Raw genomic sequence first — 25,594 nt, 5'->3', positions numbered from 1 at the left:
GGATGTTCCTTGCTCCTTGGATTATTATTTATTCTTATGATAACTCGGAGGTTTTCATTGATAAATCGTCTTTCTGTCACGCAAAAGCTTGTGCTCAGCTTTGTCTTTGTCATTATAGTGGGGAGTATTTTACTTAGCCTTCCCATAAGCCACTATGCTAACAGTCCAGAAACAAGCTACCTAGACCATCTCTTCAATACTGTGTCAATGGTCTGTGTAACTGGACTTTCTGTTGTCCCGGTCAGTAAGGCATACAATGGTCTTGGTCAAATTCTCTCTATGCTTCTCATGCAGACAGGAGGACTTGGACTAGTCTCTCTTATAGCCTTTAGTACCTATACCCTTAAAAATAAATTAGGACTGAGCGATCAAGATCTCCTTCAATCCGCACTTAGTAGGGATAACCAAAAAGATTTGAAGGCTTATCTTTTTAAGGTCTATAAAATAACTTTTTCTATTGAAGCTATGGCAGCACTTGTGATTATGACTGATTTCATTCCTCGTTTTGGACTTGGTCATGGTATCTTTAATAGTCTCTTTCTAGCTGTCTCTGCCTTTTGTAATGCTGGATTTGATAACTTAGGTTCTAACAGTTTACAAGATTATGCAACCAATCCAACCATTAACCTTGCTGTAGCTTTTCTCATCATGTCTGGAAGCTTGGGATTTGCAGTTTGGATTGATTTGATTCAACTAATAAGACGTTATATTAAAGATCGTCCAAGGAATTGGAAATTAGCTTGTAGACCTTTCAGTAATCAAAGCCGTCTTGTGCTTATAAGTACAGGTTGTCTCCTATTAGGAGGAACACTACTTGCTTGGTTACTGGAAATGGATAACTCTAAGACAATCGGTACTCTCAATATCTGGCAACAACTTCTGGTAAGTTTCTTTCAGACTGTAACCATGCGTACCGCTGGCTTTGCAACTATTTCCTATACCAATGCAGATTTCTCCACAAATCTTCTTTTTATGATTCAAATGATTATTGGGGGTGGCCCTGGAGGAACTGCGGGTGGTATCAAGGTGACAACTGCCTCTATCATGTTCCTACTTTTTAAGTCAGAGCTATCTGGTAACTCGAGCGTGGTTTTTCGAAACCGTATTATATCTAACAAAACCATTTTGCAAGCATTCACTGTTATACTCTTTTTCCTAACGATGCTCTTTGTCGGCTATGTTATTTTGCTGGAAACTAATCCTACACTCTCACCACTAGGCCTACTTTTTGAGAGTGTATCAGCCATTGCTACCGTTGGTGTTTCAATGGATTTGACCCCTAATCTAAATACCCTAGGACGCCTCGTTATCATGGCTCTGATGTTCATTGGCCGTGTCGGACCTATCACTGTTCTCTTGAGCTTGATGACCAAAAAAGAAAAACATATCTCTTATGCCCCAACTGACATTTCAGTCGGCTAAACTATTTTATTAATTGACAATATTCTGAAAGGATTTTATATGAAAACACAAATTATTGGGGTCCTTGGTTTGGGAATCTTTGGACAAACTATTGCAACCGAACTCTCTTCTTTTGGACAAGAGGTTATTGCCTTAGATAATAATGCTACAACAATTGATTACCTTGCTGATCAGGTGACTAAGGCTGCTGTTGGGGACATTACTGACATTGAATTTCTACGTTCTGCTGGTATCGATACTTGCGACTCAGTCATTATTGCAACTGGAGAACACCTAGAATCGTCTGCGCTAGCGCTCTTGCAGTGCAAAAAACTTGGTATTAAGAATATTATTGCCAAAGCTATGAATAACAATTATGAGGAAGTCCTTTACGGAATGGGTGCTAACTGGGTCATCACTCCTGAACGTAGCACAGCAAAAGAATTGGCTTCAAATATCCTCCGCTATAACATATCAAATGTTTTTCATTTAGAGGATGACGTAGCTTTAATTGAACTTAAAATTCCTAGTGAATGGGCTGGAAAGTCCTTGCATACTTTAAATCTAAGACAAAATTATAACGTCAATGTTATTGGTTTTAGAGATGAGAAAAGTGGCAAGTTAAACACCCACTTTGACCCAAGTAAGAAACTACCTGATGAAGGGATCATACTAGTTGTCGCTGACAATCGAACACTAGAAAAATTTGATTATTTAGGATATTTAAAATAACAAAAAACGTTCCAATCTCGTTCATCTAGACAAGACTGGAACGTTTTTAGTTGTGCTTAATAGCATACTTTTACTAAAAGCCAAGAATATCATCCCCATGGATTGTAAAAACGACCATGATTGAGGAAGATTAAGCCTATACTAATCCCCAATAAAAGAATAGCTGACACGATGACAAGGTAATCTTGTTTCATCAAAGATTTATGCACATACCAGGTACGTTTTTTATAGCGACCAAATCGACGTAGCTCCATAGCTGTCGATATGGTATCAATTCGTTCGAGAGATGAAAAAATTAGTGGAAGAACAATTTGGAGATTCCCGCGAATACGTTTGACCAATCCCGACTTTTGCGACAAATCCAAACCACGAGCCTCTTGAGCCTTACGAATCGTAAAGAATTCTTCTTGGACATCTGGAATATAACGCAAGGTTAAACTAACGGAATAGGCAAATTTATAAGGAATCCCAATCTGATTAAGACTAGCCGCAAACTGACTTGGATGGGTAGTCATGAGAAATAGGATGGCAAGAGGAACCGTTGAAAAATACTTGAGCAATAGATTTGCAAGGTAAAAAAGCTCCTGACTGGTCAGATAGAAACGTCCCCAGCCTTCAATAAGAACTGTCTTTGCCCCGTAAATTTCTTCACCATAACCAGGTGCGAAAAGGTAGACCATAAGTAAATTAAAGAGGGCAATGGATCCAATAATCTTAACAACAAAAGAAATATCTCGCCAACGAATCTTAGCCAAATAAAAGAGATAAATGGAAAGTAAGCCTACTGCTAGGATAAAGCGGGGGTCATAGGTTGCCATACAGGCAACTGAAACCAAGATAAAGAAAAGCATCTTACTTGCCCCAGACAAATCATAGAGGAAACCTTGACCGGACTGATAACCAATTAAACGATTAGACATTAGGGCCTCCTTTTTCGATATAATACTGGGTTACTTCTACTGGATCACTTGACAATTTCTGACCCAAAGTATAAAGAGAGGTCTGCTTGAGATTAGCTGACTCTAGTAAATCCTTCTGATTAAGAATTGTAACAGGGTTGTCGTCTGCAATGACTTTACCCTCAACCACAACGAGACAACGATCGCTATGTTCCAACATGAGCTGCATGTCATGGGTAATCATCACAATCGTATGACCTTGCTTCTGAAGACTGTCCAAGAAATTCATGATATCTGTGTAAGTCTTGTAATCTTGACCAGCCGTTGGCTCATCCAAGATAATGATTTCAGGTTTCAAAACTAAGATAGACGCAATGGTCACGCGCTTTTTCTGACCAAAGGAAAGCGCAGAAATGGGCCATTTACGAAAACTATAGAGACCACAAGTCTTCAAGACCTCATGAACACGCGCTTCAACCTCAGCCTCTTCAATACCTCGCAAACGCAAACCAAGAGCGACCTCATCAAAAATCATAGTTTGGCTAATCATCTGATTTGGGTTTTGCAAAACAAAGCCTATACGTTCTGAACGCTCGGCGATGCTATCCTGGCTAATATCCTGCCCCTTGTAAGTTAATTTTCCTTGACTTGGGACAAAACCACATAGAGCCTTGGCAAGAGTCGACTTTCCAGCCCCATTTTTACCGACAATCGCTAGTCGCTCACCTTTTTTCAAGCTAAAGGACAGATCCTCTATGATTGCTGGATTATCTCCATAGGAAACGCTAAGCCCCTCAACCTTCAAAATAGAGTCACTCGAACTGTCTTTTTTATCCTTCAAAACTCTGTCTGGCAGAGCAAGGCCAGATAGGTCTAAAGCATCTAATTGACTAAGATTTTGTGCACTCCTTGTGTCAAATCCCAACTGACGTAAAACCGTCACATATAGAGGTTCGCGAATCCCATTTTCTAGCAAGAGCGTACTCGATAAGAGCTCATCTGGGCTACCATTAAAGAGGAGCTCTCCTTCATTGACCAATAAAATGCGGTCAACGGGACGATAAAGAACATCTTCTAGGCGATGTTCAATAATAATCGTCGTAGCTCCCACCTCCTTGTGGATCTTATCAATGAGATCAATGGTTTCCTGTCCTGATTTAGGATCTAAATTTGCCAGAGGCTCATCAAATAAAAGAATAGGACTCTCATCAATCAAGACACCAGCCAAACTGACTCGTTGCTTTTGGCCACCTGATAAATCTTGAGGGCGGTGATTCAAAAGAGAGGTCAAGTCTAGACGCTCAGCCCAGAGGGCTACCTTATCTTTCATCTCACTTTGATCAGCACAATCATTCTCCAAAGCAAAAGCCAAATCCTCGGCTACTGTTAGGCCAATAAACTGACCATCTGGATCCTGCAATACCGTAGATACCAACTGTGACTTATCATAGATAGATTGCTTGAAAATATCCTGACCATCTATCCTTACCTGGCCTTGTGCCTGACCTTTATGAATATTAGGTATGATACCATTGAGACACTGAGCTAGGGTCGACTTTCCACTGCCAGAAGGACCTAAGATGAGGACTTTCTCGCCCTTGGCAATATCAAAGCTGATATCTTTAAGCGTCGCTTCTGCTTGCGCATCATATTGAAATGTAAACTGATTAAAACTAATGTATTTATCCATGTTTCTACTAAAAAAGAGAGGAGGTATCAAAACAAACTGACAGTCCCACTCTCCTATGATTCATGCTAGTCTTTTGTAAGACTACCAGATTGTGTACGTGAGCTAGCATAGATTGCAAGAAGGAGGGTTCCTCCAATTGCAATTGTAATAAAGTTAGCTACGCCAGCTACAAAACTTTGTGCATAAAGGTATGACCAGGCTTGTGCAAATTGGAGTCTATCACCAATAGGGGTAACGATACCATAGGCAATAAGGAGGGCCAATGCTTGTACTAGGTTAAACCAAATCATACTCATCAAAGAAAACTTGCCAGTTGTCACATCATATTTTTTGTTGAATAGACCAATTACAAGTCCTGTAATAGCACTTGCAAGTACCCAAGCCCATGAGATATTTCCGTATTGGATGCCATCTTTAAGCGCATGGCCAATGAAGCCCATAAAGAAACCTGTAATAGGCCCAAAAATCACTGAGAATAGGGCTTGAACAGCATACTGAAGTTGGATGCTAGTATTCCCAAAAATAGGGATATTAACAAACATACCAATGATAATAAAGAGTGCTGCACCAATACCTGTCGCAACTACTGTACGAATTGAATTATTTTTCATAATCTTACTTTAATCTCCTAAACGTTTGATTTCAATGTGCCAGTTAGACCCTACACCAACATTATAGGCCTTGGCAAAAGACCCTTGGTTAATGGCTAAGCCAACACGATAGAGGGAATTGATATAAATAATTGGCTGACCGATACGAACATCCGCAAAAGATTTCCCATAGGTAACTTGGTTTTGGTAGACCAACATATCATTGTTAAAGATGGTTACTTCGAATCGATCACCAAAGTTTGGTTCCAACGCGTAAAAGTCATCACGTGTGATAGAGGTCCACAGAGAGCCGAAACGGACGTCCAAAATGTCAATCGCCCCACGAACCAAATTATCCTCTATGATGGTTTCAACCACTGGAAGTTCTAGAATTTTGTCCACAGGTAACTCAGGACCAACTTCTTCAAAACTGATATGACCAGAAGCTAATTTGGCACCTGTATAGGCATAAACATCACGACCATGGAAGGTATAAGAAAGCTCTGTATTACTACGACGATTCTCAACCTCGGAAATCTCACGAACAGCCTCGATACCAACAACCTTCTTGATATAAGAAAGTGTCCCGTTATCTGGTGTGACGATATATTGCCCCGTCTTTGTTAAGGCAACCACACTTTTACGTGAGGAACCTACACCCGGATCAACTACCGAAACAAAGGTTGTCCCCTCAGGCCAGTATTCAACGGTCTGAAACAGACGATAGGAAGCCTCAAAAGTGTTGTAGGGAGTAATATCATGTGTCAGGTGATGAACTCCCAAACTAGGTTCTTCCTGAAGGGCCACACCAATCATAGCCGAAACAGCACCGTCAACCAAACCAAAGTCTGATTGAAGCACCAATAAATTATTAGTCATAAATGTTTTACCTTTTCTCTTTGAACGGTTTATTTTACCATATTTTAAGGGCTTTTTAAAGATGATAGATTCTTGAGCTAGCTATAGTCTTTGACTATGTTTTCTCTAAATCAAAAAGCCAGCCAAATAGGCCGACCTTATACAATTAGCTATGCTTTCTTCCAACGGCTCTTTTCTGCTACTGCTGTAAAGAGAACATCTGTTGAAGAGTTAAGGGCTGTTTCACAAGAGTCTTGAATAACACCTACAATAAAGCCGACACCGACAACCTGCATGGCCAAATCATTTGAGATACCAAAGAGGCTACATGCCACTGGCACTAATAGGAGGGATCCTCCAGCAATACCTGAAGCACCACAAGCAGAAATAGCTGAAACCACACTAAGAATGAGTGCTGTCGCAAAATCGACCTGAATTCCCAAAGTCGTTACTGCAGCAAGCGTTAAGACATTGATTGTCACGGCTGCTCCAGCCATATTAATAGTTGACCCCAAAGGGATAGAAACCGAATAGGTATCAGGATTCAAACCAAGATCCTTACAAAGTTGAAGGTTAACTGGAATATTGGCTGCTGACGAGCGAGTAAAGAAGGCTGTAATCCCAGAGTCTTTCAAACAACGGAAAACTAGTGGGAAAGGATTTTTGCCCATCATCACAAAAGCAATGATTGGATTAACAACCAAGGCAACAAAGGCCATTGTTCCCACTAAAACAAGGATTAGGACCCCATAATCTGCCAAAACACCAACACCATTCTCAGAAATAGTATTAAAGACAAGACCAAGGATACCAAATGGGGCCAAGTTGATAATCCAACGAACGATTTGTGAAGTCACTTCTGCCAAGGTATTAAGCAAATCCTTCGTGTGATTGCTAGCTGCTCGCATGGCAAAACCAAAGACAACTGCCCATACCAAAACACCAATATAGTTAGCTTGAGCCAAGGCATTGACAGGGTTATCCACCATCTTAAGCAATAAATCTTTAAAGACTTCTCCCACACCTTGAGGTGCTGTCGCTTTAGTCGCTGCAGCTGCTCCCAACTTCAGAGAAATTGGAAAAATATAGTGAGAGATAACAGCCGTCAAAGCAGCCGCAAAGGTCCCAAAGAGATAAAGAACAATAACTGTCTTCATATTGCTTTGTTGACCTTCTCGCGTTTGGGAAAGGGCATTGGCAACCAAGGCAAAGACCAAAAGTGGGGCAATTGCCTTCAAACCACCAACAAACATGTCTCCCAAGAGACCAATAACCGTAAACTTAGGAACAAGCAAACCAAGCACAGCACCCACTACCACACCAATGGCAATACGCTTAATTAGACTGGTCCTATTCCAAGTTGAAATAAAACGTTTCATAACTCATTAACTCCTTTTTTATGGTTAGCCAACCATAAAGCATTCGATAGCTTCCATACTATGATAAATATCTGAAATCGTCAAGGCATGAGAAAAGCCTGTGGCAAACAGGCTCTCAAATTCTATTTATGACTCAATTTACGTGTCAAGAAATCACCTAAGAATTGGATAAGGAAAATCAAAATCAAAATCAAGAAAGTTGCCAAAATGGTAACTGATGTACTAGAACGGTTATATCCATAATAGATGGCGATGTAACCAAGACCACCGGCACCGATAGCACCGGCCATTGCAGTCTCACCGACTAGGGAAATCAGAGTTACGGTTGATACACGAACCAACTCAGGTAGACCTTCACTAAGGTAAACCTTAATCGTATCCCAAAGTGTTGCACCACTTGCTTGTGCTGCTTCAATAACGCCACGGTCAAGATCTGCAAGCACCACCTGTACTTGACGTGCAAAGAATGGGAAGGTTGCAGCTGACAATGGAACCAAGGCCGCTGTCATACCGAGGTTAGTCCCCACGATAAAGTAAGTGAATCCTTTCAAAATCGCCAAGAGGATAATGAAAGGAATGGCACGGAAGATTGAAGTGATTTTATCCAAGATTTGGAAAACAAATTTATTTTCAATAACTCCACGAGGACCTGTCAATACCAAGAAGAGCCCCATAACAAGACCAAGAAGTCCCCCAATGATGAAGGAAATAACCGTCATGTAGAGAGTCGCATAGATGGCGTCTGGCCAAGAGTTAACCCCCTGCATACCGATACGATAAATATCTGGAAAGTTTTGTTGAATCCAATCTGCCATTATTGGGCTCCTTTCTTAAGTACTTGCAAGCTGACACCTGCATTTTCAATCGCTTTTTGAGCAGCAAGAACCTGATCCGCTTCACCATCCAAGACAACGACCAATTCACCAACAGGAGTATCACCTAGAATCTCAACATTACCATAAAGAATGTTACTTGAAACTCCGTAATCTTTGAAAATTTCCGTCAAGAGTGGCTCATCTGTTGAAGAACCAGCATATTTAAGTTGAACGAGAAGGGCTGAGCTTGGTAAGTTTTTCACCAAAGGTTGTGCATTAATCTTAGCCAAGGCATCTTCAATCCCTGCAGCAGTTTCAATAAATTCTTGTGTCAAATCTTCTTGAGGATTTGAGAAGATTTCAAGGACACTGCCCTCTTCCAAAAGTTGACCATTTTGCATAACGGCAACACGATTACAAATATCTTTAACAATTTGCATTTCGTGGGTGATCATAACCACTGTCAACCCAAGTTTTTTATTCAAATCCTGCAAAAGTGAAAGAATTTGCTTAGTTGTTTTAGGGTCAAGAGCTGATGTAGACTCATCTGAAATCAAGATTTCAGGATCATTAGCTAAGGCACGCGCAATCGCTACACGTTGTTTTTGACCACCTGACAATTGTGCAGGATAGTTTTCCGCACGATCAGCCAAATCAACCAATTCCAAAAGATCACGAATTTTCTTGTCTTTTTCTTCATTGCTTAATTTAGAATGACGAAGGGCAAAGGCTACATTTTCATAAGCCGTCTTTTGAGCCATAAGGTTAAAGTGTTGGAAAATCATCCCAATCGTTTGACGTTTCTGACGCAATTCTTTTGTCGACAATTGGACCTTACCATCTGCAAAAGTCACATCTTTACCGATAGTGATTTTACCAGCGGTAGGCACTTGCAAAAGATTGATCGCACGCACAAGGGTAGATTTACCAGCCCCTGAATAACCAACAATTCCGTAAATATCACCTTTTTCAATCTGGATAGACACATCCTTAACCGCTTGAATAGTGCGGCGTTTCTGCGTAAAGGTGATATCAATATTTTTCAAATCAATAATGACATTACTCATAACTTGCAATTAACTCCTTAATTAGTTCAATGTGGGTGTAGTAATCTGCTAAGCTAACATTTTCATCCCCACCATGGTCACGACTGTTGGCATTCCCTATACCAAAGGCTGCCATAGGAACACCCAAAGCCTGATGAATCATATGCATAGGCCCTGTACCTGCTGCCGTTGGAAGCACAGCAACGCCTTCTTCATAAAAGCCTTTTGCTAACTCAATAACATTGACAATAGCTGGATCAGACATATCACTTCGATAACTTTCTTCACCAAGAGTGAAGGTTACCTTGATACGGTCAAATCCTTCTTTTTTGAGGTGTGCCTTGATACACTCCAAAACGTACTCAGGTGTCAAGCCAGGGACCAAACGCATCTCCATCTTAGCTCTGGCTTGAGCTGGCAAGATAGTCTTAACCCCTTGCCCCTGATAACCTGTTGAAATGCCTTCAATGGAAAGGGCAGGTGCAAAATAGTAAGTTTTTAAGAAAGCTCGGCGGTCACTTTCTAAAATGGGTAGTTTTAAGCCGTAAATCTTACGAAGACTATCTGCATTTTCAATGGCATAAGTTTCAATAAGATCCATCTCTCGTTCGTTTGGTTGGACAATCTTTTCATAGATGCCGTCGATAAGGATACGTCCCTGGTCATCTCTCATGCTTGAGATAGCATTGAGCAAGTACCATGAGGCCGATTCAATCACGGCACCAAATTTAGAATGAATATCAACATCAGCACTCTCGACAGACAAGTCAAAGGTAATAATTCCCTTGTTGCCCCCTGTGATTTCCAATTGACCTTTGCTATTTCGATTTCCTTGCTCCCAAACCAATAGGTCTGCTGGAAGCAGGTCATCTCGGTATTTTTCCAAATACTTTTCAAGATCGGTTGATGCAGATTCTTCAGCCCCTTCCATCATAAATGTAATATTTACAGGAAGATCTCCGACCTCACGAATGTACTTACGAAGAGCTGTCAACCGAGCTGTGATATGGCCCTTATCATCGTCGACACCACGACCATACATATATCCCTTTCGAACAGTCAGACGGAAAGGTTCGTCGGTCCATGGCTGATCATTGTCCGCAGGAACAGTGTCATAGTGTTGATAGAAAATAATTGTTTTCGCATCTGGATTTGGACTCTTGAATTTCGCCAAGACAAAAGGTGCCGTATGGGTCTCGTCAATTGTCACCTCTGCGCCAACACCAGAAAAAATCTCACCAAGGTAAGCAGCTACATCATAGAGACCAATATTTTGAGCAAAAATAGATTTTTTAGAAATCAAAGTCCGCAAAACTTCAAAATAGTGCTGAGCAATTTCATCGTTACGAAATTTTCGTAACTGCTCTTCTTCACTTGAAAATGCCATCAAATCGTCTCCTTAATACACGACAAAACGGCGTGCTCTCACACGCCCTCTGTCCTTAGCTTATTTCTTTGAATTAGCTTTCAATTGATCTTGTGTTGGGGCGCCTTTCCATGCTGGAAGGTCAACCTTGTTAGATGCATCATAGATGATTTGCGCTACTTCATCATTTTGGTAGGCTTTAATCAAAGTCTTGATAGCATCAGCTTTATTTGATTTTTCCCAATCTTTATTAGCTGCAATGATATTGACCCAATCTTTTAAATCTTGGCTTGGATCTTCTTGGAAGAGAGTTGTGTCATAGTCAACGTTTTGTTGTTGTGCGTATGAGTTGTTAACAACTGCTGCATCAACAGATGAAAGAGTTTGGGCAGCTTGTTCAGCTGCGATTTCTTTGATATCCAGTTTCTTTGGATTTTCAGAAATGTTCTTGATAGTTGCCAATTCACCATCTTTAACATCCAACTTAATCAAACCAGCTGTTTGAAGAAGTGTTAACGCACGGCTTTCGTTTGTACCATCGTTAGGTACTGAGATTGTAGCTCCTTCTGGAAGCTCTTTAACATCTTTATACTTAGCTTTTCCGTTTTCAGTACCTGAGAAAAGGTGGATTGGGCTAAGAAGTGTGTCAGCTGCCGCAACAACATCACCTTTATTTTCTTTATTCCAGTTGTTCAAGAAATAAATGTGTTGGAAAGCATTAACATCGATTTCACCGTTTTTAAGGGCTTCATTTGGTTGGTTGTAGTCTGTGAACTCTTTCAACTCGATAGTAACACCCTTGTCTTTAGCCAATTCTTTGACTTTATCCCACAATGGCTCAGTTGTATCATCCAAAGTCATAATACCAACTGTCAAAGTTTTATCATCTTTAGCTGATTTATTACCACCAGCACCACAAGCAGCCAAAGCTACTGTTGAAGCGACTGCCAATCCCGTAATTCCAAGAATTTTTTTAAGTTTCATAACGAACTCCCTTTAATTGTTTTAAGTATAAAATTATTATCCCATAGGATGAGAATTGTATCAAATTGTTTATAATTGTATATATCTATAGTTTTTAACTATAACGCGTCCTAGATTTTAATTATATGAAAAAGCTGAGAATCACTCCCAGCCTTCCTTATTATTTTTTACTAGGAACTTTCAAAGCATCTTTAGTTGGAATATAATCTTTATTTCCAAGGAATTTTTCAGCCAACTTAGCCAAAGTACCATCTTTTTGGAGTTCTTCCAAACGTTTGTTTACAAATTTTTGAAGGTCTTTTTGGTTATCTGCGAACAAGAAGTAGATGTATGGTTGTTGATCAGATTTAAGTTCAATCGTCTTCAAGTTGCTCAATTTATTGTTTTTGATGATTGCATTAACAGTTGGTGCATCAAAGATCTTGAAGTCGTACTTGCCTTCATTCAAACTTGTCAACATTTGTGTAATATTTTCATTTGTGTAGTTAAGTTCAACTGGCTTGTCTGAATGTTTATCATTAAACTCTGTCAATTGAGTAGCTGTCGATGTTCCTTGAACAACTTGCGTTGAGTGTCCAGCAATATCATCATATTTCTTAATATTACTATCTTTTGGAACAGTCAAAACAGCTGGTGTGGTACCAATTGGATATGAGAAGAGGTATTTTTGGTCACGTTCTTCTGAATAAGAGATATTGTTCCCAGCCATTTGGTATTTAGCTGAGTCAAGACCTGTGAAGACTGAAGACCATTCTGTTTTTTGGAATTTCACTTCATATTTGTCAGAGTCTTTGAAGACAGCTTTGGCCACTTCCACATCGTAACCAGTCAATTCACCGTTTTCTTCATATGAGAACGGTGCTGTTGTCCCAACAGTGGCAAAGTTAATTGTTTCTTTAGCACCTGAAGATTTAGAGGCTTCTTTTGATGATTTAGATGAACATGCAGCAAGCAATGCTACTGAAGCAATGGCTACACCTGTAATTCCAAGAATTTTTTTAAGTTTCATAATATTCTCCTTTGAGATTGATTGTTTTTATTGTAACAGAATTCACTAAGCTTAACTAATACTTAAACATAATCAAGGTGATAAGAAAATACTATCACCTAAAAATATCAATTGTTTGACAAGAAAAAAGCAGAAAACCAATAACGATTTTCTACCTTATTCCTAATTAATAATGTGACAAACGCTCAATCACTTGCTGGTTATTGAGCACTTCCTGGGCAGGAAAGAAATCAGCTTTGCCATCTTCAAAAAGAAGAACATCAGCCTTTTCATGATGAAGGTGCTTAAAGTGATGAGCAGACATGATAATGGTTTTCCCAGCTGAATGAAGCTCATGTAGAAGTTCCCTAAAAAATTCTTCATATTCTTTAGAAAGATTATTGAAGGGTTCATCAAGAATATAGACATCTGGATTCGTTACCATGATACTGGCAAAGGCCACTTTCTTCTTTTCTCCACCAGACAGTTGATAGGGAACGCGATCCCTTAAATCTTCAATTTTCAGCAGGGATAGTGTGTCTTGGACCCGCTGTGAGACTTCTTCTTCGGTCAGACCTAGCTGACGAGGACCAAAAGCAATCTCATCATAGACAGTACTATTAAATAACTGACTATCCACATCCTGAAAGAGGATTCCGAGGCGGCTATAAAAATCTCGTTTTTGACGTTTGTCCTTCAGCCATTCTTTGAGGTCCTTACCTAAGAAAAGAATGCGTCCAGATTCTTCCTGCTTGAAGCCAGTTAATAAACTGATAAGACTTGATTTTCCAGTTCCATTTTCCCCCATCAACATCACATATTGTCCTTGTCTAATCTCCAAATCAAGACCAGTAAAGACTTTTTTTTGTTCATAGGCACAGGCCACTTGATTCAATTGAAACATCTCATCCTCCTAACAGAATCTGTCCTAAAATCACTGCTACTAGACTTATCAAGGCCAGCCAGTCTTTCCATGTGAATGACTGTGATGACTTGACATACTCACCAATAAAGCAACGTGCTTCCATGGCTTGAGTCAGTTCCTCACCATAGCGTATGGCTTTAAGGTATAAAATTCCCCAGATATTACTTCCAATCCGGAAACGATGGTTGCCGCCAAAGCTTCGTGCTTCAATCCCTTTGAGCAAATCCATTAATTGTTTTCCAAAGACATCGATATATTTTATGGTGATATCTAACTGGAGCAGAACAAGATCAGGAAAATGTAACCCTTTTAATGCCACTAACATCTCACTTATTGTACTCGTCTCTGAATAATAAGCAATGGCTACGGCAATCAAAGGAAGTCTAAACAGAAAGAGCGATTGACCTCCGCTAAGTAAGAGATGCGGTAGATAAAGAACTAGAGGGAAAATCAACAACACTACAGTTTTTTTCAAGGTTCTTACTAAAACAGAATGCGGTAAAAAAGCCACGCCAGCTCCTAAAAACAAGGCTACAATCCACAAAACTGTGAGATTTCGGCTAATTCCCACTGAAACAAGTAAGAAAAAGAGAAGTAAAACCTTAGCTGTTGGATGAAAGACTGATGCTACTTTTAAAGGATGCGTTTCAAACTTTTGAAGAAGAGCTTCCAGATGGTGACGATTCCGGATAAGAAAGTTATTTCTACCGACTTTAGTGACTACTGGGCGCTCTTCCGACATCCAATCTGGAAGAATCATTTTTCAACCTTTCTACCGAAAATCAAGCGATAGAGGATGAAGAAAATCAAAACAGCAGAGGCAGCGCTCAGGATATAACCCAAAACTTCTGGAATGCCTGCGATACTATAATCTGGGAAGAGGGCATTGAATGAAAAACCATTCAACATTCCTTTTGGCGCTTGGGCTTCCACATGGTAATGAGACAATTTTTCTACCAACTCTTTGACATCCCATTCTGCAAAAGCTGTTCCCGTCGCCAATAAACCAAGTGGCGTTAGGATAATTAAGGCTAGGATAAAGAGCAATAAAGGACGTAGTTTTTTAGTCGTTATTTCCTGAGTATTATCAATATTCAAACGTTCAATGAATTCTTGAACACCGGCTGTAAAAAATCCTTCTACCAAGCCGATAAGCAGGTGAGTCAACCCCATTACTGGAAGCGTCACTCTCAAAGGGTATGGATTGTAAAGCGGATTACCACTGCTATCTTTAAAGAGAATCGGTTGAATTCCTAGTAAAACCGCAACAGTCAGGGCCGCAACTACAATTCCAATATAACCTCCAAAAAAGCTAGCAATTATCCTATTCTTTGTCCACTTATTCAAGAGTTTATAAACAGCATAACCCACAAATGGCATGACAACAGCCATACAAAAGGCATTCGCACCAAAGGCCAAAATCCCACCATCACCAAATAGCAAAGCCTGCATAGCTAGAGCCACACTAACTGCTAAACAGGAGGCCCAAGGTCCTAACAATATAGCAATTAGCACTGCCCCAACAGCATGGGCACTCGTTCCACCTGGGGCTGGAAGATTAAACATCATGATAAGGAAGGACAAGGAAGTCCCGATTCCCAACATAGGAATTGTTTTTTTATCAGTGTCAACCTTTACCTTCACTTCCTTGACAGCCTTATACCAAATAGGCAACATAACTGCCCCCATTGCCGCACAAGTCATAGGGCTTAAGTAATTTTCAGGAATATGCATTTTTTATCTCCTCATATCATTTTTTCTCAAATTCAAAGGGGTTAATCCATGTATTTCTTGTCTAAAATAGTCTGCACAGGCATAAATGACGCGACGATTATCCTCGGCAGTTTTTCCTAAGATACGTAACACCAGACCCGGGATATCTAAGGATGAAATAGCAAAATCAGACTCTAAATTCAGATTTTCTAAGTGCTTCTGCAAAGCCTTAACAAAAGCCTCGTCAATATTTGGTGACACCATTACCAAACTATTGTAATTACGCCAGCCTTCAAAATAACCAAGTTTAAACATATCTTGTTTCTGAGGTTCTAAGAGAGTCTGATCGCTATAAACAAGCTCATTATCTTGGTAAATCTGTGTCAAATTACGAAAATAATGGTATTGAAACGGTAGATCCTCATGAGACCAACCTGCCGTTACACCATCTGAATAAATCAAGTGGGCAGACTTATCCATATCAATACGACTTGTTTGAAAATAGCGTGACTTTAAATAGGGAATAACTTCATCAGCCATGTACTCCAAATAACTATTTTCTTCAAGTGTGATAGACGTATTCTGTTGTGTCAACTGTCCTTTCTCACACTTGTAAACATAAGTAGGTGTCTGAGTGGTCACCAAGGCATGAGCATCTTTATTAACATCAATGATCACTTGATACTGCTCACCCTCGACAAAGCCCCCACCCATATTAATTAGGAAATAGTAAGGAACGCCATTGGCATCTGAATTATCTGCCGATACTCGAGAGTTACCTTCTTGATATTTCTTGTGGGAAATTGTACGACCATTTCTGTTTGAAAATCCAAGATGGACAAAGCCATCATATGCTTGTGTCATCTTACAAGTCCTCTAGTAGGAAATTCTTACGAATCCATTCTTCTACTTCCTTAACATTGTCATCATTATTCAAATTTGTGAAAATGAAAGAATCTTCGTTACGGAAATGAAGGGTATCTTCACGCATACGGTCTAGGTTGGCTCCAACATAAGGTGCAAGGTCAGTCTTATTAATCAAGAACAAATCACTCTTAATCATCCCTTGACCAGCCTTACGTGGGATTTTTTCACCCTGAGCAACGTCAATAATATAAATGGTAAAATCAACCAAATCAGGGCTGAAGGTTGCAGCCAAGTTGTCTCCTCCACTTTCAAGGAAAATAACATCCAAATCATGGTTAAAGCGCTCTTGAAGAGTTTCAATCGCTTCAAAGTTCATAGAGGCATCCTCACGAATCGCAGTATGAGGACATCCACCAGTTTCTACACCAATGATACGGTCTTCGTCTAAGCTTGAATTTTTAGCCAAGAAAAGGGCATCTTCTTTTGTATAGATATCGTTAGTAATAACTGCTAAATTTAAGTCGGACATACGTCGTGTAAGACGCTCAAGCAAAAGGGTTTTACCTGAACCAACAGGTCCACCAACTCCAATAATTACAGTACGTTTTGTCATTGTTTTTTCCTCTCAACCTTGTTGATATTTTAGGACATGAATAGGCGGAATACCTGTGTTTCATGTTTCATCTGAGCTAATTCAAGACCAGGCGTATTGGCCCCAAGGTAGGACGCATCCAATTCTTGAATTTCTTGTGTCATTTTTTCTAATTGCGAAAAGCTACGTAAAACAATCTCCTGTCCAGCAAACTGTCCAAGGGGAATGGCACGCACAGCATTTTGAACCATCGTCGAAATCACACTATAGCCATAAAGTGCTATGGCTTCACTACATCCCAAGCCCTTGTTAAACACATAGAGCGCAAAGACAATAGCTGGATTGCCGAAAACCTCATCCTTACGTATTTTAGACTGATAGTCATCCAATACCGGAATAGCATGAAGCCTTTGAATGAGTCGAAGCATTTGCTTAGCAATCATTTTAGTCCCCTGTCTTGTTTCACGCGCTTGCGTCGAAACTGTCAAGACCTTATCATAATGCCAGACCTGCTCTATGTTATCTGTAACCATAGCATCATAAACCAGTTTGATTACAAGACCTTCACCATATTTAAACTGACTAGCTAAATAGGCTTCTTGCCACTCTTCGTAACCTTTATCATCTGTTACAGTGTCTTCACGTAGATAATTTTCCATCCCAAATGAGTGGTTAAATGATCCAATTGGAAAGGTGGAATCGACAATTTGCACAATTTCAAGATAATCTTGCAAAGACACATTAGCAAAGGGATTAATGTTCATGGGCAGTTAAATTCACATGGCGTAGGGGTTTATCAAGGACCACTTCTTCAATCGTGTAGGCAATCTCTTTTTGAGTCAAGACTTGCTCAACAACTGGGTCAACCTCTAAATAAATCTTGGCATCTTTCACCTCAATCGGTTTATGAGTATTCCCAAGAATGTGAGCTGTGATTCCCATTTCATCCATATCTTTAGGTGAGATGACAATCAAATCCTGTGACTCAACACCAATAGCTAGGACATGGTGATCATCGATAAAAAAGGCAGATCCATTTTGCAATTTTTGTCCCTTATCAAGACGAATACCAAATTCATTCCCATGATCACTCTTCACTCGAATAATTTTTTTGTTAAGATCGTCACTCGAAAGAATGACTGTTTCAATATGGTATTTGTCCACATCGATATCCTTAACAAGAGCATCTACTTTTGTAAAAATCATACTTTTTCCTTTTCTATTACATTTTAAAAGTCTAGCATCAGACTCATATAGCAACCTAATAAAGTACTAAAAACGTTATGGCTGTAAAATACAAAAGAGGTTGGAGGAAAAATTCCAGCCTCATGTATATAGCGTTTTCCTTAGAACAAGAAATAACGTTGAGACAATGATGTCGTATGGATTGGCTCACAAGTAACCAACTCATCATCAATAAAGACATCAAAGGTCTGTGGATCAATACGGATTGTTTTTGGAGCGTAGTCATTAAGCTTCATATCACGCTTAGTCAAGTTACGCGTATTCTTAACAGGAAGAACAATCTTATTCAAACCAATTTCTTCTTTGATACCGTGATCATAAGCATATTGAGAGACAAATGTAAGATTTGTTTCATGAACCGCTTGACCGTAAGCACCATATAATTTACGCATGATACGTGGTTGAGGTGTTGGAAGACTTGAACCAGCGTCACCCATAACACCATAAGTTAACATACCACCCTTAAGCACCAACTTAGGTTTTGCACCAAATTGTGCTGGTTCCCAGATAACCAAATCTGCAAATTTACCAACTTCTACAGAACCGATATAGTCTGCAATACCGTTAGTGATAGCAGGGTTAATTGTATATTTAGCCACGTAACGTTTGATACGGTTATTATCGTTAAACTCTGAATCCCCTTCAAGTGGACCACGCTGAGCCTTCATCTTATCAGCTAGTTGCCAACAACGCATTGCTACTTCACCGACACGTCCCATTGCCATGGCATCTGAAGTCATGATACTAAGGGCACCCATATCGTGAAGAACGTCTTCTGCAGCCACAGTTTGTTTACGTACACGTGATTCAGCAAAAGAGACGTCTTCTGGGATTTTTGGATCCAAGTGGTGACAAACCATAACCATATCTAACAACTCACCAATAGCATTTGTGGTGTATGGGTTAGTTGGGTTAGTTGATGATGGCAAAATATTTTCCTTACCAGCAAAGACCATGATATCTGGAGCATGTCCACCACCTGAACCTTCGGTATGGAAGGTATGAACGGTACGACCTTGGAAGGATTCCAAAGTATTTTCCATAAATCCACCCTCATTCAAAGAGTCAGTGTGGACCGCAAAGGAAACATCGTATTTATCCGCAACTTTAAGGGAATTATCGATTCCTGCGTAAGTCGCACCCCAGTCCTCGTGTGTCTTAATTCCTGCTGCACCAGCTTTAATTTGCTCTTCAACCACTTCAGTCTCAGAACCAACACCTTTGGCAAGGAAACCAAAGTTAGCAGGCATATCATCAACAGCTTGCAACATACGAGTAATATGGAATTTACCTGGTGTACATGTTGTTGCATTACTACCGTCAGCGGGACCAGTACCACCACCAAAGAGGGTCGTAATTCCATTATCCAAACCAAATTCAGGAAGGTCAGCAGAAATATAATGTACGTGGAGGTCAATACCACCAGCAGTCACAATCAAACCTTCTGCAGCAATGGCTTCTGTACTAGCACCCACAACAAAGTCCACATTGTCCATTGTATCTGGGTTACCACCGCGACCAATAGCAACAATCTTACCATCACGAATACCGATATCTGCTTTAATAATACCTGTATAGTCAATGATGGTTGCACCTGTAATAATGGTATCAACAACTGATGGATTGTCACGTGTTTCCGTAGCACTAACACCCATACCATCACGCAAAACTTTACCGCCACCGAACTTAGATTCCTGTCCATAAACAGTAAAGTCTTTTTCAATGGCTGCAAAAAGATTGGTATCTCCAAGACGTACGCTATCACCTACAGTTGGTCCATAGTGTTGAGCATACTCTTCACGATCCATTTTAAAACTCATCGATTTGTCCTCTTTCTAGTCTAAGAAACCATTGACCTTGTTATTGAAACCAAAAATACGACGTTTCCCTCCAAAGTCAATAAGTTGTACTGTTTTCGTTTCACCTGGCTCAAAACGAATGGCTGTACCTGCTGGAATATCTAGACGTTTGCCTCGCGCCTTTTCACGATCAAATTGAAGACCAGCTTCGTTTGCTTCATAAAAATGGTAGTGAGAACCCACTTGAGCAGCACGGTCACCCACATTTTTCACTTCAAGACTAATGGCTTCGTAACCACCGTTATAATCAATTGGCTCACTCGCCACATGGTATTCACCTGGAATCATTACACTTCTCCTTACTGAATAGGATCATGAACAGTAACCAGTTTTGTACTGTCCGTAAAAGTAGCTTCAACTTGAATCATTGGAATCATTTCTGCAATACCTTCCATAACATCTTCACGTGTTAAGAGATTGCGAGCTTCATCCATCAGTTGGGCAACAGTTTTACCTTCTCTTGCACCTTCAAGCACATAGTCAGTGATTAAAGCAACTGCTTCTGGATGATTCAATTTGATTCCTTTGTCTTTACGTCGTTGAGCAATCATAGCCGCAAGGCTAATCATCATTTTTTCCTGCTCGCGCATTGTCAATTGCATCGTTTTTCCTCCTTAAATCAATGCTTACCACTTGCCCCAAAGCATCAAAAGCCCTGGAATCCAAGCTGTTACAATTCCTTCAAAAATAGCTAGGTAAGGGACAAATTTTCCTAGATTCTTCTTAAGATTAATTTCAATAAAGGCAGTTAGCCATAGGATACCCCACAAGAACCAAATAATACCATACCAAGCATTACCACCGTATCCAGATGTTAAGCAAAGAATCCCTGCTGGTAGCGTATTAATTGCCACAAATAAACTAAACCACCCATACAAACGTTGATCAAAATCGAAAATCGTATTGATTGCTGAGTAAAGATAGGTGAAAGCAAATAAAAGACCAGTAGCGCTACCATAAAACCATTCAGCGCCTTGCCCTGTACAAGCCCCATAAGCAATGACAATAATGTTGAGAATCAAACCCAGACCACCCGTAAAGATATTCATGACAACATTTGATTTATCAGGAATACCCTCTAAACGATGGAGTCCATTACTCATCAAAACCATACCAACATAGAGTAGGATGACACCTAACATAAGAACCTCCTAAGTTTTTTATGTTAATATCATACTACTTTGACAACACATGTCAACGAATTTTCAGAAATTTTGCAACATTTAGATGGCAGTCAATCTAACATATAGTGTCAAAAAATGACATCACCTTTGGTAATTCTCAATAGGAGTCCTTTGCTCAATCCCAGATAAACAAACAGTTAATCTCTAAAAAACTATCTTTAGCATTTGACAGTTTCTGACAATATAGCCCGTACAATCTATCATTCAATGTGAGCATAATATTTTTTACTCACCTATTTTCCCAACTCATTCTCCAGACCTAAGTCCATAGACCTATTTTTAGTAATTTTACAGTTGGGTAACAAAATCGAACATTTTTTATGATAAAGTCTTTTTTGGACTAACATCCAAAAGGAGAATTATGATGGAAACAAATAACTATACTACTAATTTACAGCTAGTCTCCCAGGAATATTCCGACGAAAAGACTAGTCTTCAAACCAAAACCAAGAAACTCTTGGAATATTTTTCACCAAAAGACATTTGGAAAATTAAGGGACTGGTTGTCGCCTGTCTCGTTGCCTGCTTCCTATATGTCACTTACTTGACCCATTTTTCCTTTGCCTTTCCAGCAACCGTTGTCTTGATAAGTACGATTGAACTGGGCTGTCGTCTATTAGGTGGAAAAGCAAAGGGAATGCGACTTGAATCGGCAATATTTATGGTCACTAGTCTACTACAAGGTTTACAAATTAGTCTTTGGGGTCTGCACGACAACTGGGGGAGCGCTCAGATTCTTTGCCTTCATGCGAGTATCCTCCTTTACTTAATGGCACGTACTGGACAAAGTAGTCAAGACCGTTTGGGAATTATGGTTTGGCTAGACCTCATATACACTAGCTGCATCTTCCCACTGAAATATTTCTTTATCGGAGCCTGGACACTACTCTATAAAACAGCACCTAAACAAGAGCTCTCTGAAGAAGAAAAACACGCAGTTCAGAACCACAAATGGATGATTCTCATTAGTATCATGATTGCCTTGGTACTGACTGTATTCGCTGCTAGTCAGCTTAGTCAGGTCTTGCCTGCTTTCGGACAACTTTGGCAACAGTTCTTCCAGACACTTGCTACTCTACTTGATTTCACTATCACCTTCAAGGATAACGGATTATTGTTCTCTCGTTTAATAACCAGTATCCCTCTGGCTCTAGGACTTTTTGCTCAACTCGTTGCAACCTATTTGGCAAAAGAAAAGCCACTTAGTCAAAAACGATTTGAAGGCCGTCTTAAAACAACCCGTCAGTTTCCAAAAGTAGCAGCTTATATCGTACTCGGAAGCCTCTGCCTTACTTATGCCCTATTCATATTAACTGCCACTAGTCAAATGGGAGAACTCCTTTCTCTCAACCAAGTCAACATTCCAGCTCATCAAGCCTCACATATTGCTGTTCAGGGCTTCTGGCAATTAGTTCGAGTCTCTACCCTTAACTTGGGAATCCTAGCTGGACTTTACATTTTTTCTAAAGAAAACTTCTTCACCCACAAGGGGCTTCGTTTGTTGAGTACCCTACTCTTTACTTTTGCTAGCCTCTTTGCCCTTATCGCCGGCTGGAAACTCTTTGGCGTTTATATAGCACTCTATGGTGTAACGCCACGTCGCTTACTGTCAGGTTGGCTTGTCACAGTACTCTTTATTTGGTGTGTCCTAACACTTATTAGACTTTATAAGCCTATCCAGGCAACCCGTCTCGCTGTATTTTATGCAACTATCAGCTTCACCTTGGTTAGCCTCTTAGGTAGCTTTATTTTATAAGAAAAAAGAGTGGAACTAGATTAACTAGTTTCACCCTTTTTATATTGGAGTTATTTTGAATCTCTTGTAGGAAAGGCATACATCACCCAAAGTACTACTAGTAGTGGTGTCGCTTTTAATACAATCCAAGCAACATTGAAATTGGCATCACGTAGACGTCGAATCTGCATAGAAATGGTAGGAAGCGCCGTTGCTGCTATAAATAGAATGAAAGCTGTCAATGTAAAGCCAGCAGCTCTTGTTTCCCCAAGTAAGTCCATCAGTAGGAAAATCAAACTACCGATAATTCCATTAATCAAGACAACCCACCAATAGTCTGATCGTTTTGTACGACCATAAAAATCGAGATAGCCTAACCAAAAATTTTTATATGCCTCTAACATGTTTACACCTCTTAATAGTCTGTTACCAGTATACTATATTAATAAGATAGGTGCAAGATGTGAAAATTTAGACTTCTTAAGTTATCTACATACATAATAGGAAGATTATTTTAAATAAACTGGAATGGATTGAAATTAGCACTGTCTGACTCAATCTGGCCACTCACCATGGTCACTACACGACTGACATGTTGACGTACACTATTGCGGTGAGCAATAAAAATCATTGTTCGTTTAATCTTAGCAAGATTAGCCATGACCCTGCTTTCAGTATCACTATCGAGACCACTGGTAGCTTCGTCAAAAATCAAGATAGGTTGTTTGGACAATAGAGCCCTTGCTATAGCTAATCTTTGTTTTTGACCGCCAGACAAACCACCGTCTTCAGATACTTGGGTCTGAAAGCCTAGTGGCATTCTTTGAATATCCTCTAAGATATCAGCTTGTTGGCAAACTTTAATAAGCTTTTTCTCGTCAACTTCTCCTTCAAATCCTAATAGAAGATTCTCTAAAATCGTCCCCGTAAACACATAGGTCTGCTGGGGAACGTAAGTCACCATTTGACGCAACTCCGCATGGCTAATGGTATCTTTATCTAGGGTTACATGACCACTAGATTTCGTATAATAACCTGACAACATTTTAGCTAAGGTCGTTTTTCCAGATCCACTTTTACCCATGAGGGCGATTTTCTCACCCTTATGAATCGTTAAATCAATCTTACTAAGAGTCTCTTGCTGATAACTAAAACGGTGACTTACTCCTTTAAAAGCAAGTTGTTTAAAAGATAACTCTTTAAGTTTTCCTTTTTCTTCCTTGTCTACAACATAAACTTCTTGAAGACGATTATTGGCGACTTTGGCTTGCTGAATTTTAGATTGGAGATTGATGATATTAATTAAAGGAGTTGTAAAATAATTCAACAACATATTATAGGTAATCAACTGACCTGCAGATAGTTGCCCTTCCATAACCAATTGTGCCCCATACCAGAGGATAAAGACATTAGAAACTAACTGAACCCCTGTCTTTAACCCATCCTGCGTTAATTGCCACTTGGCCTTAGACAAGGACTTCTTCAAATAGTCATGGAATTTCACCTCAATTTCCCGATAGCGTCTTTCCTCAACCCTCAAGGATTTTAAGGTTTCAATACCTCGCAAATCATCAATAACAGCGGTATTGACCTGACTATTTGCCTCCATCAATTGATAATTTTCTTTTTCAAAAAGCTTATAGAATGCCAGAATGATTAAAACATAAAGAGGAACTACCGTGAGAGTCATCAAAAAAAGTGACTGATTTTGTACAATAAGAGCCACAGCTAGAGTCATCACAATGGTCACATCTAGGAAAATCGATAAAATCGTTGAAGCTAGAGCATCGATAATAGTGTTGGCATCTCCAAAACGTGACGTGATTTCACCAGTACGACGTGAACTAAAGAAACTAATAGGCAAGGAAAGGACATGCTTGATATAAGGAAGAATGACAGCAATGGACAGGTAATTACCCAATCGATGTAGAAGATAATCTTTGAAAAAAGTAAAAACTTGTTGAGCAAGATAAGAGATACATAAGCCTAGCGAAATCATGGTCAGAAGATTATAGGCCCCCTGAGGAATCAAGCGGTCGATAATAGCTTGCAAATAATAAGAACCAATAATATTAACAAGGGTCACTAGAAAACTTAATAAGACAATAACTGCAATCAACCCCTTACGACGAAACAAAATTGGTAAAAATGAAAGAAGTCCAGGTACATCTTCTTTGTATTTAGTATAGGCTTCTCCTGGAACAAAAAAGAGAGCAACTCCCGTCCACTCTTTGGCAAATTCCTCTAAGGGCATTTTAATGACCTTCTTGCTAGGATCTGGATCACCAATAACAAGCTGCCCCTTGATTTGACCAAACACCGTATAATAATGTTGCAGCCCACCTTCTTTAACCACATGTACAATAAAAGGATAAGATAGGTTTCCTTGTTTAAACAAGTCTAAATCCGCACGAATAGCCTGAGTTTCAAGACCCAACTGCTTGGCCGCTTCCACCAAACCAAGCGCAGAAGTACCTTCACGAGAAGTCTGAGCCAACTCTCGCAAATAAGCTAAACTATAAGATGAACCATAGTGTTTAAGAATCATGGCCAAGGCAGCGACACCACAATCACGCTGATCAACCTGTGAAATATATGGATATTTTGACATGGTGACTCCTTATTAAAGACAACCTGCAAAATAAGGCAAGATAGTGATAAGTAGTGAGAATAGTGTAAATAATTTTAGTTTTTTCAAAATAAAACTCCTTTTAACTGTTATTTAT

26 protein-coding genes are annotated in these 25,594 nt (G+C 39.7%); 3 read left to right on the top strand and 23 right to left on the bottom strand.

Annotated features, from left to right (window positions below; translation table 11 throughout):
- The first annotated feature begins 57 nt into the window (after positions 1-57).
- Positions 58-1,422, top strand: a complete 1,365-nt coding sequence (locus HMPREF2607_RS02005; RefSeq protein ID WP_081051370.1) for a TrkH family potassium uptake protein — start codon at positions 58-60, stop codon at positions 1,420-1,422.
- Between the two features lie 39 nt (positions 1,423-1,461).
- The gene (locus tag HMPREF2607_RS02000; protein WP_021143560.1) at positions 1,462-2,133 is read left to right on the top strand and encodes a potassium channel family protein; all 672 of its coding nucleotides are present in this window, start codon (positions 1,462-1,464) and stop codon (positions 2,131-2,133) included.
- Positions 2,134-2,222: 89 nt separating this feature from the next.
- Here the strand turns inward: HMPREF2607_RS02000 and HMPREF2607_RS01995 are convergent, their stop codons facing one another.
- The 21 genes from HMPREF2607_RS01995 to HMPREF2607_RS01895 all read right to left on the bottom strand — a co-directional run bounded on the left by HMPREF2607_RS01995 (position 2,223) and on the right by HMPREF2607_RS01895 (position 21,091).
- Complete coding sequence (locus HMPREF2607_RS01995) at positions 2,223-3,053, bottom strand: energy-coupling factor transporter transmembrane component T family protein (RefSeq protein WP_021143559.1); 831 nt, start codon at positions 3,051-3,053, stop codon at positions 2,223-2,225.
- Positions 3,046-4,722 (bottom strand): ABC transporter ATP-binding protein, encoded by a 1,677-nt coding sequence (locus HMPREF2607_RS01990; RefSeq protein WP_070475549.1) that lies wholly within the window; start codon positions 4,720-4,722, stop codon positions 3,046-3,048. Before HMPREF2607_RS01990 ends, HMPREF2607_RS01995 begins: the two co-directional genes overlap by 8 nt.
- Positions 4,723-4,787: 65 nt before the next feature.
- Positions 4,788-5,333 carry an ECF-type riboflavin transporter substrate-binding protein gene (locus HMPREF2607_RS01985; RefSeq protein ID WP_013990055.1) on the bottom strand — a complete coding sequence of 182 codons (546 nt, stop codon included), beginning with the start codon at positions 5,331-5,333 and terminating at the stop codon, positions 4,788-4,790.
- A gap of 9 nt (positions 5,334-5,342) precedes the next feature.
- Positions 5,343-6,191, bottom strand: a complete 849-nt coding sequence (locus HMPREF2607_RS01980; protein ID WP_002883782.1) for an SAM hydrolase/SAM-dependent halogenase family protein — start codon at positions 6,189-6,191, stop codon at positions 5,343-5,345.
- A 149-nt stretch (positions 6,192-6,340) separates the two neighbouring features.
- Positions 6,341-7,549, bottom strand: coding sequence for a serine/threonine transporter SstT (sstT, locus tag HMPREF2607_RS01975; protein ID WP_002886576.1), 1,209 nt, complete (start codon positions 7,547-7,549; stop codon positions 6,341-6,343).
- A gap of 122 nt (positions 7,550-7,671) precedes the next feature.
- A complete protein-coding gene (locus HMPREF2607_RS01970; RefSeq protein ID WP_013990052.1) occupies positions 7,672-8,364 on the bottom strand; it encodes a methionine ABC transporter permease in 693 nt (230 codons plus the stop codon).
- Positions 8,364-9,431 carry a methionine ABC transporter ATP-binding protein gene (locus HMPREF2607_RS01965; protein ID WP_070475546.1) on the bottom strand — a complete coding sequence of 356 codons (1,068 nt, stop codon included), beginning with the start codon at positions 9,429-9,431 and terminating at the stop codon, positions 8,364-8,366. Before HMPREF2607_RS01965 ends, HMPREF2607_RS01970 begins: the two co-directional genes overlap by 1 nt.
- A complete protein-coding gene (locus tag HMPREF2607_RS01960) occupies positions 9,424-10,797 on the bottom strand; it encodes a M20/M25/M40 family metallo-hydrolase (RefSeq protein ID WP_070475543.1) in 1,374 nt (457 codons plus the stop codon). Before HMPREF2607_RS01960 ends, HMPREF2607_RS01965 begins: the two co-directional genes overlap by 8 nt.
- Positions 10,798-10,857: 60 nt before the next feature.
- Positions 10,858-11,760: a MetQ/NlpA family ABC transporter substrate-binding protein gene (locus HMPREF2607_RS01955; protein WP_070475541.1), complete on the bottom strand. Its 903-nt coding sequence runs from the start codon at positions 11,758-11,760 to the stop codon at positions 10,858-10,860.
- A gap of 160 nt (positions 11,761-11,920) precedes the next feature.
- Positions 11,921-12,769, bottom strand: a complete 849-nt coding sequence (locus HMPREF2607_RS01950; protein WP_014633606.1) for an amino acid ABC transporter substrate-binding protein — start codon at positions 12,767-12,769, stop codon at positions 11,921-11,923.
- Positions 12,770-12,935: 166 nt separating this feature from the next.
- Positions 12,936-13,652, bottom strand: coding sequence for an ABC transporter ATP-binding protein (locus HMPREF2607_RS01945; protein ID WP_014633885.1), 717 nt, complete (start codon positions 13,650-13,652; stop codon positions 12,936-12,938).
- Between the two features lies 1 nt (position 13,653).
- Positions 13,654-14,433, bottom strand: a complete 780-nt coding sequence (locus HMPREF2607_RS01940; protein WP_021143553.1) for an energy-coupling factor transporter transmembrane component T — start codon at positions 14,431-14,433, stop codon at positions 13,654-13,656.
- Positions 14,430-15,407, bottom strand: coding sequence for a cobalt transporter CbiM (cbiM, locus tag HMPREF2607_RS01935; RefSeq protein ID WP_013990045.1), 978 nt, complete (start codon positions 15,405-15,407; stop codon positions 14,430-14,432). Before cbiM ends, HMPREF2607_RS01940 begins: the two co-directional genes overlap by 4 nt.
- A 3-nt stretch (positions 15,408-15,410) precedes the next feature.
- Positions 15,411-16,250, bottom strand: a complete 840-nt coding sequence (locus HMPREF2607_RS01930; RefSeq protein WP_021143550.1) for an urease accessory protein UreD — start codon at positions 16,248-16,250, stop codon at positions 15,411-15,413.
- A gap of 1 nt (position 16,251) precedes the next feature.
- Complete coding sequence (gene ureG, locus HMPREF2607_RS01925) at positions 16,252-16,866, bottom strand: urease accessory protein UreG (RefSeq protein WP_002889928.1); 615 nt, start codon at positions 16,864-16,866, stop codon at positions 16,252-16,254.
- Between the two features lie 29 nt (positions 16,867-16,895).
- On the bottom strand, positions 16,896-17,609 hold the full coding sequence (locus HMPREF2607_RS01920; protein ID WP_021143549.1) for an urease accessory protein UreF: 714 nt from the start codon (positions 17,607-17,609) through the stop codon (positions 16,896-16,898).
- Positions 17,599-18,051, bottom strand: a complete 453-nt coding sequence (gene ureE, locus HMPREF2607_RS01915) for an urease accessory protein UreE (protein ID WP_002949549.1) — start codon at positions 18,049-18,051, stop codon at positions 17,599-17,601. Before ureE ends, HMPREF2607_RS01920 begins: the two co-directional genes overlap by 11 nt.
- A 140-nt stretch (positions 18,052-18,191) precedes the next feature.
- Positions 18,192-19,910 carry an urease subunit alpha gene (gene ureC, locus HMPREF2607_RS01910; RefSeq protein ID WP_002886560.1) on the bottom strand — a complete coding sequence of 573 codons (1,719 nt, stop codon included), beginning with the start codon at positions 19,908-19,910 and terminating at the stop codon, positions 18,192-18,194.
- Positions 19,911-19,925: 15 nt separating this feature from the next.
- Positions 19,926-20,237 carry an urease subunit beta gene (locus HMPREF2607_RS01905; RefSeq protein WP_002886559.1) on the bottom strand — a complete coding sequence of 104 codons (312 nt, stop codon included), beginning with the start codon at positions 20,235-20,237 and terminating at the stop codon, positions 19,926-19,928.
- 11 nt (positions 20,238-20,248) lie between these two features.
- On the bottom strand, positions 20,249-20,551 hold the full coding sequence (locus tag HMPREF2607_RS01900) for an urease subunit gamma (protein ID WP_002886558.1): 303 nt from the start codon (positions 20,549-20,551) through the stop codon (positions 20,249-20,251).
- Between the two features lie 24 nt (positions 20,552-20,575).
- On the bottom strand, positions 20,576-21,091 hold the full coding sequence (locus HMPREF2607_RS01895) for an AmiS/UreI family transporter (protein WP_002886548.1): 516 nt from the start codon (positions 21,089-21,091) through the stop codon (positions 20,576-20,578).
- 406 nt (positions 21,092-21,497) lie between these two features.
- Here HMPREF2607_RS01895 and HMPREF2607_RS01890 point away from each other — a divergent pair, with 406 nt between their 5' ends.
- Positions 21,498-22,889: a DUF4153 domain-containing protein gene (locus HMPREF2607_RS01890; protein ID WP_070475537.1), complete on the top strand. Its 1,392-nt coding sequence runs from the start codon at positions 21,498-21,500 to the stop codon at positions 22,887-22,889.
- A gap of 50 nt (positions 22,890-22,939) precedes the next feature.
- On the opposite strand, the gene HMPREF2607_RS01885 is transcribed toward HMPREF2607_RS01890, so the two are convergent.
- Both HMPREF2607_RS01885 and HMPREF2607_RS01880 read right to left on the bottom strand, forming a co-directional pair.
- Positions 22,940-23,272, bottom strand: coding sequence for a DUF805 domain-containing protein (locus HMPREF2607_RS01885; protein WP_002886546.1), 333 nt, complete (start codon positions 23,270-23,272; stop codon positions 22,940-22,942).
- 110 nt (positions 23,273-23,382) lie between these two features.
- The gene (locus HMPREF2607_RS01880; RefSeq protein WP_070475535.1) at positions 23,383-25,479 is read right to left on the bottom strand and encodes a peptide cleavage/export ABC transporter; all 2,097 of its coding nucleotides are present in this window, start codon (positions 25,477-25,479) and stop codon (positions 23,383-23,385) included.
- Positions 25,480-25,594: the final 115 nt, after the last annotated feature.

Source organism: Streptococcus sp. HMSC078H03, from assembly GCF_001808655.1.
GTDB lineage: Bacteria > Bacillota > Bacilli > Lactobacillales > Streptococcaceae > Streptococcus > Streptococcus salivarius_G.
Note: the sequence above shows the minus strand (reverse complement) of the source record. Positions and strands in the feature narration are given on the sequence as shown.